The sequence below is a fragment of the Achromobacter arsenitoxydans SY8 genome (assembly GCF_000236785.1).
Lineage (GTDB): Bacteria > Pseudomonadota > Gammaproteobacteria > Burkholderiales > Burkholderiaceae_B > Achromobacter > Achromobacter arsenitoxydans.
Genome location: NZ_AGUF01000051.1, coordinates 59,649 through 70,965, shown reverse-complemented (window position 1 = coordinate 70,965; position 11,317 = coordinate 59,649). Strand labels below are relative to the sequence as shown.

At 68.5% G+C, this 11,317-nt stretch carries 12 protein-coding genes; 2 read left to right on the top strand and 10 right to left on the bottom strand.

Annotated elements, in window-relative coordinates; translation table 11 throughout:
• Positions 1–38 precede the first annotated feature (38 nt).
• A complete protein-coding gene (locus KYC_RS14195; protein ID WP_008163364.1) occupies positions 39–1,517 on the top strand; it encodes a glutamate-cysteine ligase family protein in 1,479 nt (492 codons plus the stop codon).
• 105 nt (positions 1,518–1,622) lie between these two features.
• On the opposite strand, the gene KYC_RS14190 is transcribed toward KYC_RS14195, so the two are convergent.
• Positions 1,623–3,398, bottom strand: coding sequence for a patatin-like phospholipase family protein (locus KYC_RS14190; RefSeq protein ID WP_008163363.1), 1,776 nt, complete (start codon positions 3,396–3,398; stop codon positions 1,623–1,625).
• Positions 3,395–4,321, bottom strand: coding sequence for a hypothetical protein (locus tag KYC_RS29655; RefSeq protein WP_008163360.1), 927 nt, complete (start codon positions 4,319–4,321; stop codon positions 3,395–3,397). Before KYC_RS29655 ends, KYC_RS14190 begins: the two co-directional genes overlap by 4 nt.
• Positions 4,322–4,485: 164 nt before the next feature.
• Here KYC_RS29655 and KYC_RS14180 point away from each other — a divergent pair, with 164 nt between their 5' ends.
• Positions 4,486–4,926 (top strand): type III secretion system chaperone, encoded by a 441-nt coding sequence (locus tag KYC_RS14180; protein WP_167310252.1) that lies wholly within the window; start codon positions 4,486–4,488, stop codon positions 4,924–4,926.
• Positions 4,927–4,950: 24 nt separating this feature from the next.
• Here KYC_RS14180 and KYC_RS14175 read toward each other — a convergent pair whose 3' ends face one another.
• Genes KYC_RS14175 through sctW form a run of 8 tightly spaced genes read right to left on the bottom strand, consistent with a single transcriptional unit; the run spans position 4,951 to position 11,294 of the window.
• Positions 4,951–5,217 carry an EscF/YscF/HrpA family type III secretion system needle major subunit gene (locus tag KYC_RS14175; protein WP_008163356.1) on the bottom strand — a complete coding sequence of 89 codons (267 nt, stop codon included), beginning with the start codon at positions 5,215–5,217 and terminating at the stop codon, positions 4,951–4,953.
• An 11-nt stretch (positions 5,218–5,228) separates the two neighbouring features.
• Entirely contained in the window at positions 5,229–5,507 is a 279-nt protein-coding gene (locus tag KYC_RS14170; RefSeq protein WP_008163355.1) for a hypothetical protein, read from the bottom strand.
• 44 nt (positions 5,508–5,551) lie between these two features.
• Positions 5,552–6,901 (bottom strand): type III secretion system inner membrane ring subunit SctD, encoded by a 1,350-nt coding sequence (gene sctD, locus KYC_RS14165; protein ID WP_008163353.1) that lies wholly within the window; start codon positions 6,899–6,901, stop codon positions 5,552–5,554.
• Positions 6,902–6,926: 25 nt separating this feature from the next.
• On the bottom strand, positions 6,927–9,020 hold the full coding sequence (gene sctV, locus KYC_RS14160) for a type III secretion system export apparatus subunit SctV (protein WP_008163351.1): 2,094 nt from the start codon (positions 9,018–9,020) through the stop codon (positions 6,927–6,929).
• Between the two features lie 8 nt (positions 9,021–9,028).
• A complete protein-coding gene (gene sctY / locus KYC_RS14155) occupies positions 9,029–9,385 on the bottom strand; it encodes a type III secretion apparatus assembly chaperone SctY (protein WP_008163349.1) in 357 nt (118 codons plus the stop codon).
• Between the two features lie 7 nt (positions 9,386–9,392).
• Positions 9,393–9,794, bottom strand: a complete 402-nt coding sequence (gene sctX / locus KYC_RS14150; RefSeq protein ID WP_008163346.1) for a type III secretion apparatus assembly protein SctX — start codon at positions 9,792–9,794, stop codon at positions 9,393–9,395.
• Between the two features lie 22 nt (positions 9,795–9,816).
• Positions 9,817–10,197 (bottom strand): type III secretion system chaperone family protein, encoded by a 381-nt coding sequence (locus KYC_RS14145; RefSeq protein ID WP_008163343.1) that lies wholly within the window; start codon positions 10,195–10,197, stop codon positions 9,817–9,819.
• Positions 10,194–11,294: a type III secretion system gatekeeper subunit SctW gene (gene sctW / locus KYC_RS14140; protein ID WP_008163340.1), complete on the bottom strand. Its 1,101-nt coding sequence runs from the start codon at positions 11,292–11,294 to the stop codon at positions 10,194–10,196. The genes KYC_RS14145 and sctW overlap by 4 nt, the downstream gene beginning before the upstream one ends.
• Between the last annotated feature and the right edge of the window lie 23 nt (positions 11,295–11,317).

The following is an 11,317-nucleotide window of genomic DNA, read 5'->3' as shown; positions in this document are numbered from 1 at the left end:
GGCCGCATTTCCGTTCTTCGCTGCGCCGGAGCCCGCCGATGATTCCGCGCGCCGGGCAGACGCTTGGCCTGGAGATGGAGATGGCCGTGGCGTGCCGCGATACGGGCGCGAGTCATCCGGTGGCGGGGTACTTCGGGCGGCTGGCCGGGATCAAGGCCGCGCGCGACGAGTCGCCGGACCTGTATCGCATTGCCGGGCGGGACGTCGGGGTGTCGGTGGCCGCTGGCGAGAGCGGGCTGGACAATGGCTTCAACCTGCTGGAGACCGCGTTTGCGCCGGTGTCCGCCGAAGAGGGCGGACTGTCGGAACTGGGCCGCCGCGTGCGGCGCGAGCTGCAGGACGCGCAGGCGGCGCTGGACTCGGAAGGCGCGACGGTGCTGAACGTGTCCGAGCATCCCGCCTGCACGCTGGACCCGGCCTGGTACACCGCCGTGCAGGTGCCGCGCCCCATCTATCGCGAGCTGGTGGGCCATCGGGAATGGCTGCATCGGGTGGGCATCGACGCCAAGGCGCAGAACAGTCCCTGCACGTCGATCGACGTGAGCCAGGCGGCGCGCGCGCTGAATGTGGTGTTGGCGCTGGCGCCCGCCAGCGTGGCGCTGTTCGCGAACAGTCCGTTGGAAAGCGGCCGCGAAACCGGCTTCAAGGAGAATCGCCTGACGGTGTGGGACCGCATGTTCCGCTATTCGCGTTACGCGGGCGATCACTATCTGCAGCGGTTGCCGGATCGGCCTTTCGCCGATCTGGGCGACTATTTCCGCTGGATGTTCGGCGCCGGAACGGCCAGCCGCTGCCTGCCTCTGGCAATGGAGGACGGCTACAAATCCGCGGTGGGCGTGTACCTGCAGGGCAGTCCGCCGCTGTCGCGTTTCATGGCGTCGGAGGGGTGGCCGGGATTGCGCACCGACACGGGCGCCGCGGTGACCGTTGTGCCGCAGGGCGGGCATTTCGAGTATTCGCAGTTCGCGCATTTCCTGGACGCGCGCTGGCGCTACCGTCTGCATGCCCAGGCGCCACTGCAGGCGCTGCGCGAGGCATGGCAAAGGCCCGGCGGCATCGAGGAGCTGTATGCCAGGCTGGGCGTGACCGGCTATATCGAAGGACGCGCGCCGGGCGCGGGCTTTGCCGACGCGCAACTTTTGCAGGAAGCCGGCAAGGCGGTGGCAGCCACCACGGTCATGGCGCCGTCGGCCCTGCAGCTGGGCCTGATGCGCAACCTGGACCAGGCGGAAGACCTGGTGCGCGAATGGGGCTGGCTGCGCCTGCGCGGCCTGCGGGCCGATGCGATGCGCCATGCGCTGGACGACGACGCAGTGTGCGCGCTGGCGCGCGAGACGCTGGCGGTGGCTGCCGGCGGCCTGGACGCCGGCGAGCGCCCCTGGCTGGACTACGCCCGTTTTGTGGCCGATACGCGCAGCACCGGCGCGGACCGGCTGCTGCGCCTGTGGCGCGGCCATGCCGGCGATTCCAGGAGGCTGCAGGCCGTATGCCGGGCCAGGGCGGCGGTGCCGCTCTGAACCTGTAAGGCGGCGCGCAACCGCAAGCTCGGGATCGCAACCCCGAGCCGCAATCCCGAGCAGCGGTCCCGGGCCCTCGCTGGGGCCGGGACCGCTGCTTCCGCGCTACACCGGCATCATCGTCTGCGGGGGCGGGGCGCTGTTGCCCAGACCGTTGATGAGCGCTAGCAACTGAACCTGGTGCGCATCCGGGTTGGGCAGGGACTGCAGCGCCAACTTCTCGTCGGGCGTCAGCATGGCCGCCAATTCCTCCAGCGTCTCGCATCGCATCGAATAGGCCTGCTGCGTGCGGGCGTCGATCTGCTCCAGCGCCTTCCATGCGGACAGCATGTGGGCCTGGTGCTGCGTCTCGTCGCTGATGCTGGACGTGAGCGTCTTGATGTCGCCATGGAAGACCGGCAACGCATTGGGCCCTGCGTTCCACACCTTCTTCTGGTCCTTCAGATTGGCGCCGGCCTGGTCGGGATGGCTGGTGATCAGGTTCACGAAAAAGGCCTTGACCTTGTCCAGCACGCCTTGCGGCTTCGCCTCGGGCTTGCCGCCATGCATGATCTGGTAGCCCTTGCCGTTTTCGTCAAAGGTCAGGAGCAGGGTGCGCGCCCGCATTTCGCCCTTCGCGTTCGTGTCCAGCGTCACGCGCGCGCCAGTGGGGTCGTTGGGCTTCAGGAACACTTCGGACGGCATGTTGCTGCCGATGCCGCCGTCGGCGAAGACCTTTTTTTCGCCGTCCATCTCGATCGACACGGCCTTGAACGCGATGGGGAAGGCCATCGACATGCGTGCGGCGTAGGCCACCGGCATGTTGGGCGCGGTCTGCGCGTCGAAGTACATTTCCTTCTGGTCGGTCTTGTTCCAGCCGGTCAGCGTCAGGTTCTTGAACTTTTCCGGCGCCAGCTCGTGCAGGGATTTCAGGTCGCCGAAGGTGACCATCTTGCCCTGCCGGTTGTCGTCGAAGTTCTGCGGCTGGCGCAGTTCTTCCAGACGCCCCTGCGCCGCCTGGTCAAGCTGCGCAAACCTGGCCTGGAAGGCGCTGTCGTCCCAGTTGCTGTTCAGGAAGTTGGCGACGCTGTTGGCGCTGCTCTGGTCCACCACCTTCAGCGAGGCGACCGCGGGCGCCAGGCCGCCTTCCATCTGCAGGTCCGGGTACAGGCGGGCCAGGTCGCTGCCGCCCTTGAGCGCGTCCAGCACGCCGGGCCGGAACAGCGCATCCGCGGGACCGCTTTCGAACTCCGACGCCGATAGGCCGCAGGCCAGGCAGGTGGCCGTCAGCGCGCCTGCGGATGAGCCGGCCAGGTTCTTCAAGCCCGCCATCATGCCGGCCTTCTCCATCTGGTCCAGCGCAGCGCTGTAGCCGATGCCCTTGGCGCCGCCGCCGCGCAGCACCAGGTTCTCCAGTTGCGGCGCCGGCCGGATGACGACGAACCCGCCATTGTGCGGGATGATCTGCGGGCTTTTGTCTGCCGGAGGCAGGTTGGCCTGCAACTCGTGGCGCGCGGCGTCGACCTTCAGGCGGTCCAGCGCCATCGCGGCCTGTGAGCCGGCCTTTTTCATGGCGGCGGCGAAATCCTTGCCGCCCACCGAACCGTCATCATTGCGCGGCAACGCGTCGAAGGTGCGCTGCATGATGGATTCGAACTTCGCTTGCACGTTGCCGGTGAAGCCTTCGACGCCCTTCGGGCCCATCATGCTGGCCAGCGCGCTGGATTCCTGCATGAAGTACTGCTCGAATGACTGCTTGGCCGCCTGAACGTGGGTGGCGCTGCTGTCGGGCGTGACGAACAGGCCCTTGAGCTGCCCGAGCAGCGAGGTGGGCGTCTGGGCCGGCGCCTGCCATACTTGGGCGCTGGCGCTGTTCTGGATCTGGCTGGATATGTTCGTCATGCCAGTTCTCCCGGAGCGACCGAGGTGGCGCCGCCGGCGCCGCCAAACGAGATCTGCGCGTTCTCCAGCGACAGGTTCCAGACGAGCGCGCGCGTATCCAGCGCCTGCGTCACCTGGTACTGCAGCCACCGCGGCCAGATGTCGTCGTCCAGCCGGTCGAGCGCGATGCGGCCGGTGACGGCCAGGAAATCCCGGCTGTCCAGGCCGATGGCGAAGGCGTTGCCGCGCAGCGCGTTCTGGTTGATCAGCAGCGCGGCCTTGATGGCGGCGCGGCGCAGGTTGCCCTGCAGGGTCACGGCGTCGTGCAGGTAGAAGTCCGCCACGATGTAGCGGTTGGACGGATGCAGCGTGATGCGGCCGGGGAGGTCGTCGAACAGCAGGTCGAACTGGCGCGCGCCGGCGGGCAGGGCGTCCAGCCCGCAGCTTTGGGCCAGCCGCGACAGGTCGCGTTCGGCGCGCTGCGCATCGCCGAGCTGGGCGCGCGCGTCGGCAGACACGGGAGGCAGGGTCTGGGCGGCTTCGCCGGGCGCATCTTCCGACAGGTCCAGTTCGCGCAGCAGGGCCTGCGCGGCGTCCTGCAGCGTTTGCGCCTCGCAGGCGGCGTAGAGCGGCAGGCTGAGGCTGACGCCCAGTTCGGGCGTGATGCCGCCGACCAGGCCGGCGCCCATGCGCGTGTCGAACGTGCGGCGCAGCAGGGCCTCGCCCGGCAGGTCGTCCGTGTCCGGCGCATCCTGGAAGGCGCGCCGCCAGGCTGTCAGCACGACGCTGCCTTCGTTGGGGTTGGCCGCCATGCCCAGTTGGCGCTGGTCGTCCAGCGGAACGGCCCATTGCGCTGGCGGCGACGCGTCGCCGGCCGGTTGGAAGACCGCGCGTGTGTACTCGGCGGCCGCTTGCGCGATGTCGTAAATCGAGTTGTGTGCCATGGGGGCCTCACGGAGTGGAATTCAGCCCATGAGTAACGGGAGCCTGCTGCTGAGTTCCCCCGATTGGCCCGCGCACTGAACGCGGGTAAGATGGCGCCTCGCCTCTTCCGCGTGCTTGCATGCGGCGCCGCCCGGACTTCGCGGCCCCAACTCCGTTGCCTACCGTGTCAGATCCCTTCTTCGCCCGGATCCTCTCAGAACTTGGCCAGACCCTGGGCATTCCCGCCCTGGCGCCTGCGGAGGGCGGGCTGTGCCAGCTTGCATTCGATGGCCGGCACCTGGTGCAGATCATGGAGCACGGCGCGCGCGCTCAGATACTGCTGTCATGCGCCGTTGGCGGCAAGATGGACGGCGCGCAGGCCTTGCTGGCCGCGCAGAGCAATTTCATGCAGGCCGGGGGCGGCGTCGTCGCCTGCGCCGCGCCCGACGGGCGCATGCACCTGCAATTGGGCGTGCCGCGCGCGGAGTGCCGCGCCGACACCCTGATGGCCGCGATCGACGCGCTGCTCGCTCAGGCCGAAGCCTGGGAGACGCGCAGCGCGCGTGCGGAACCGGACGTGGACGCGCTGCGGCGCAACCCCGCCTTCATGATGCAGTCGGTATAGGGCGGCGCCGCGCCGCCCGGCCCTTCAGCTCGACTTCTGGATCACGCCCTTCAGCGAGTCCGCGATCTGCTTGGTGATCGTGCTCTGGATGTCGATCATCATCGTCCACTGCTGGATCTGCTGCTGCATCTGCAGCATCTGCGCCTGCGACACGCTGCCGTCGGCGTTGGAGCCCATGGTGGCCAGCGTCGACTGCAGGTTGGTTTCCTGCGTGCGGATGCTGTCGTAGATGGAATTGTTGATGGAGTTGAAGTTCAGGCCGGACGAGCCGGTGAGACCGTTGAGTGCCATGCTGCGTCTCCTTAGCGGGACAGGGGATTGAACGGGGACGGCCGTCGCGGCGCGCCGGTGTCCGAAGAGGATTGCGACGGATGCTGCGCCAGGACTTCGCGCGCCGCCTGGGCGGCTTGCGCCACCGCCACGCAGTCCTGGAACGCGGCGGGCGGCAGGCCCGCATCCAGCCGGGTGCGGGCGGCGTGTTCCAGCCGCGCCAGGCGCGCGGCCAGCGACGCGCCAAGCTCCGCGCCGCCGGGGGCGGCCAGGCGTTGTTCCAGTTCGGTCAGGGCGGTGGGCGTTGTCATGGCGGGCGCTTGCGGTTCTTGGGAGGACGATGGGACAGGGATGTTCAGCGCGTCACGATCGCGCTTCGCGGCCCCTCGAAAATGATGCGGGTGTTTTCCACGGCGACCAGCCGGTACTTGCGGTAAGTGCCGCCGACCAGCAGCTTGCTGCCGTCTTCCAGCACGATGAAAGGCTGCGGCCCGCCCACGACGCTGCGGATGACGAACGGCACGCTGTCAGCGGGCGCCGCCGCGCTGGCCGCGGCCATCCTGGCCACGCCGAAGTACTGCTTGTTGAAATCGTCTACCAGTTCCCGCAAGCGCTGTTGCTGGTCGTCGTCCAGCGCGCCGGGCGCGATGTCCAGGTAGTCGGCCTTCCAGGCCAGGGTGACGCCGGAAAGCCCGGCGTCCACCATCTGGCTGGAGAACGTGTCGCTCACCTGTTGCGTCAGCACGATGTCGTTGCCCAGGACCGTCATGCCAGGCAGTTGCGCGCGCAGCGCGTCCATCGCGGAGGCGCGCTCGCGCGCGCTGCTGGCGATGCCGGCGACGTTCAGGCGGCCGTCGCCCTGGTAGCGGGGTTCGTATCTGACGCTGAAGGCGCGCAGCGCGGCGCGCGCGGTGCGCACCGCGTCGTCCTCGTTGCTGATGCGCATGGCGGGCATCGGCCAGATTTGCGACAGCGACGCCGCGACGGCGTCCTGCTCGGCCGCGTTGCGCACCCAGCCCGACACGGTGACCGTGCCGTCGCGCGACATCGCGACATGCAGGCGCGAGGCCAGCCCCATGCGTTCGAATACCGCGGATATCTGCCCCATGGATTTTTCGGCCGCGGCGATCCGCGGGTCGGGCGTGGGCGCCCGCTTGGCCGTGGACGGCGGGATGAGCGCAAGCGAAATCGCCACGATGATGGTGAGCACCACCGCGCCCAGGCCCAGCATGATCGGCCAGGAATCGCGTTTGCGGCGCCGGCCCTGTGCGGGCGGCAGCGGCAGGCGGTGTTCGAGCTGGCGGTCCTCGTCGGCCACGGCTGCGGACGCGAGCACGGCGTCCGGCGCAGGAGGCGCATCGCTGCCGGCGGGCGCTTGCGCTTCGCTGGCAGCCGGCGCATCGTTGGCGGGCTCGGGGATCCGCGGCCAGGGATCCTCGCGCCGCGCCACCGTGACCCAGACCGGCCCCAGCGGCGCGGGCCGGTTCCAGGGCGTGGCCGGCGCGCTGTCTGGCTGGGCGCCGTCCAGAGCCAGGTCCCAGCCGTCCGCCCCGATGCGCACGCGCGCGGCGCGCGGACTCATGCCGTCGTCGGCCAGCACGATGTCGCAGGCGGGATCGGCGCCCAGCATCGCACCGTCTTCCACCAGGCAGCGCGCATCGCAATGCAGGCCGCTCAGCACTCGCAGTTCCAGCGCAACGCTCATGCGGCGCCTCCGTGGCGGTGCGGGTTCACAGGTCCACCCTTGCCAGCGGCTGCACGTTGATTTCCTGGGTCAGTTCCTGGTAGGACAGCACGGGAAGTTCGTACAGATCCTGTTCGATCATCTTGCGCAGGTAGCGGCGGATGTCCATGGACGTGAGCAGCACCGGCTTTTGCGCGGTGGCGTTCAGGTCGCCAGTGGCGCGCTTGATGTTGTCGACCAGCTTTTTCGAGGCGTTGGGGTCCAGCGCCAGGTAGCTGCCGGCCGACGTCTGGCGGATGGCGCCGCGCACCGTTTCCTCGACATTCGGGGCCAGCAGGTAGGCGGGCAGGATGTTCTGGCCGGTGGAGTACTTGTAGCTGATGTGGCGCTTGAGCGAGACCCGCACATACTCGGTGAGCAGCACCGTGTCCTTCTCTTTCTGGCCCCATTCGATCAGCGCTTCCAGCACCGCGCGCAGGTTGCGCACGGAGATGTCCTCCGACACCAGCCGCTGCATGATTTCGGCGATCTTCTGCACCGGCATCACGCGCAGCGCTTCCTTGACCAGATCGGGGAAGCGGTCTTCCATGGCGGTGAGCAGGAAGCGGGTCTCCTGGATGCCGATGAAGTCGGAAGAATATTTCTTCAGTACGAAGGCCAGGTGCCACGTCAGCACCTGGTGCGGATCCAGGAACGGGATCCCAGCAGCAGACAGGGTGGGCGCCAGGTCTGCAGACACCCAGATGGTGGGGATGTTGGGCAGGAAGCGCTTGTCCGTCTCGTACGGAACCTGCAAGGCCTGCAGGTTTTGTTCGGTGTCGCGCACCAGCACTGCGCCGGGGCGCAGCTTGCCCTGCGACACCGGCACTTCGGACAGCAGGATGTTGTAGGTGTCCTGCGGCAGCGCGTCGTTGAAGCGCAGCTGGATGCCGGGGAACGGCACCCCCAGGTCGAAGTACAGCGCGCGGCGGATCTTGAGCAGTTCGTCGTTCAGTTCGTCGGCGTCGAAGCTGCGCTGCAGCGCAGCGGCCACGTCGATCATCAGGGGCAGCGTGGGGGCGAATTCCGCGCTGCCGTCGCTGCGGGGCTTGGCCGCCGGCTTCTGCCCGTCGGCCGCCAGCGCGGGGATTTCGGTGATCTCTCCGGTTTTCTCGTCCACCACCTTGCGCGTGCCGCGCATGAGCACGAAGCCAATGGTGCCCACGACGGCGGCCAGGGCCAGGAAGGTCAGGGTGGGCATGCCGGGGATCAGTCCCATGCCCACCGCGATCGCCGCAGCAATCAGCAGGGCGCGCGGCTGCGCCAGGATCTGCGCGCCGATGTCCTTGCCCACGTTCGACGGGCCGTCGCCGGTCTGCACGCGCGTCACGATGATGCCGGCGCAGATGGCGATGAACAGCGCGGGAATCTGCGCGATCAGGCCGTCGCCGATGGTCAGGATGGAATAGACCTGGACCGCCTCGCCGGCGGTAAGCCCGCGCTGCATGGTGCCGATGAGGATGCCGCCCAGCAGGTTGACGGCCACGATGATCAGTCCGGCGATGGCGTCGCCCTTGACGAACTTCATGGCGCCGTCCATGGCGCCATAGAGCTGGCTTTCTTTCTCCACCACCGAGCGGCGCTTGCGCGCTTCGTCCATGTCGATAGTGCCGGCGCGCAGATCGGCGTCGATCGACATCTGCTTGCCCGGCATGGCGTCCAGCGAGAAGCGCGCCGCCACTTCGGCCACGCGCTCGGCGCCCTTGGTGATCACCACGAACTGCACGATGGTCAGGATCAGGAAGACCACCAGGCCCACGATCAGGTTGCCGCCGACCACGAAATTGCCGAAGGTTTCGATGATGTGCCCTGCGTCGCCCTGCAGCAGGATCAGGCGGGTAGTGGCGATGGAGATGCCCAGGCGGAATAGCGTGGTGACCAGCAGCACCGACGGGAACGACGAAAACGCCAGCGGCGACGGCAGGTACATCGCGACCATCAGCAGGATGGCCGACAACGTCATGTTGGCGCCGATCAGCACGTCGACCAGCGTGGTGGGCAGCGGCAGGATCATCATGAAGATGATCGAGACGATCAGGATCGCCAGGACGATGTCGTTGCGGCTGGTGGCGGCGGCGACCGCGCGGTTCAAGGCTTGCATGGGGCGGCTCAAGAGGACTCGGTCTCGGTGGTCATGGCGGCGGCCGGGCGCAGCGCGACATAGGCGCGCATGGCCGCCGCGGCTTCATCCCGCCGCTCCAGGGCCAACAGGGTCTGGGCGCGGATCAGGTGGAAGGGCGCATCGGCGCCGCCCCGCATGGCCAGGCCGTCCAGCGTGGACAGCGCGGTCTCGGGCTTGCCGGCCCGCAATTGCGCCAGCGCCAGCGCGGCAAGCTGGCGCGGTTCGGCCAGGTCCAGCGTGCGCAGGGCGTTCAGCAGCACGGCCGTCTTCTCGGGCCGGTTGTTTTCAAGATAGACATAGGCCAGCAGGCTGAGCAGCTCGCGGGCTTCGTGGGTCAGCGCCATCCCGGGTTCATCCTTGATATAGCGCGCTGCGGTACATGGCGACCAGATCGCGCAGGCCGGCCTCGTCTTTCAGCAGCCGCAGCGCGCGATTGAGCGAGCGGGCGGCGTCCTCGTTCTGGTGCTGTTCCGCGGCCGCGGCCAGGCCGTCCAGCGCCGATTGCAGGGCCTGCTGGAATTTGCCGGGCATGAGCAGGTCGCGATTATCCAGCGCCGGGCGCAGGCTTTCATCCAGGTAGCGCGCGGTGTTGGGCTTGTCCAGCAGTTGCGCAAGCTGTGCGCGCACGCCATCGGCGGGCGGGGTGAGCTCATGGCGTTCGGGCAGTTGCTGGCCGCCGGTTTCCCGGCCCGCATAGGAAATGCTGTCGATGCCGCGGTCGAAGGCCAGGCCGTTGATGCGCATGTCGGACATGATGGTTCTCCGTGTCCCGTGATCAGTCGTCGCGCGCGGCGTCGAGCCAGCGGGACAGGTAGTCGACTGCCTGCCCTAGCCTGGCCGCGCTGGCGTCGGCGGCGGCCATTCGCGTCACGGCCAGCAGCCGCGGCAGGCCATCCTGTTCGCGCAGCGCGGCCTGCACCGGCCAGCCATCCAGGCGCGAGTAGTGCGCCCGCCGCCAGGCCTTGTGCAGGCGCTCGGCCGAGTCGTAGGGCACGGGTTCCGACAGATAGACCAGCACTTCATCGCCGGCCGGCTCGAAGACGACCCGGCGGCCGGATTCCAATTGCAGGGCCGTGTTGCCGCCAGCGCCCAGCGCCAGTCCGGGCATGCCGATGTGGGCGCCGAAGTCGCTCAGGGCGCGATCCAGGCTGTTCATTCGTATTCCTCGTCGATGGCCGCGTCCAGGGCCTGTTGCGCGGCGTTCAGGACGGATTGCCGGGTGTCCGCGTCGGCAAAGACCTGCACCGGCAGGTCCTTGAGCACGGCGCGCATGCCGCCCAGGAAGGCGATGCGGCCTTCGACCGTGGCGACCCCGTGCGAGCCCGCCAGGCCGGAGAAACGGGCTTCGGAAATCCATTTTTCATTGCTGACGTTGACCAGGTCCTGCATCAGGCGTTCGGTGTCGATGCCCGCGCCGTGGTCCCGCTTGAGCTTGGCTCCCAGCTCCGCGCATCCGTCCAGGACGGTGACGGCGGTGCCCAGTTGATACAGGTCCTGCACCAGCGACTGCAGCCGGTCGGGACTGATGGATGGGCGGGCGGCGGCCAGGTCCTGGCCCAGCGCCGCGATCAGCTGCTGCAGGCCGCGGCCGACGTCCTTGCCGCCAAAGCGTTCCAGCGCCAGCGCCAGCGTCTTGGCCAGCGACGATTCGCCCAGCACCACGTCGCGGTAGGTGCGCTGGAAGTCGGCGACGCCCTGGCTGTCGCCCGCATAGGCGCCCGCGGCGCCTACGGTGTTCAGGCCGGCGCGGATCTGCGGGCCGCTTTCCAGTTCCAGGTCGGCCAGCGCTTCGCGCAGGCTGTCCAGGACTTCTTCCGCCGCGCCCTCGCGCTCGCCTTTCTGTAGCGCGTACTGCAGGCCCAGGTACTGCTGCGTGACGTCGCCGAACGCCTTGCCGGCCGCCTGCCGGGGATCCCCTTTGCCGTCGAGCAGGAAGCGCGCAAGTTCGACCAGTTTTTCCTGGGCGTCCGCGTCGTGGGTTTCGGCCAGGAAGGCGACGATGGCTTCCATGCCCAGCAGCTGGAGGGGCGTGTCGCCGCGCATCTTGCGCTCGGAGTGGTGCTTGTCCTCGGTCTTCTCGGCCATGTGCAGGCTGAGCTCTTCGGCGGAATCCGCCAGCGAAAACTCGCCCTCCACGGCGACGGCGGCCTGGCCCAGCATCGTGCCGACCTGCTGCTGGCCGTGCTGAACGTCGGCATGCGAAGTCGTCGAGGAAAAGGCGGAAGAGGGCAGTCCAGCTTCTATACGGTTCATAAGGCTCAAGGGGCGGCCGGCGC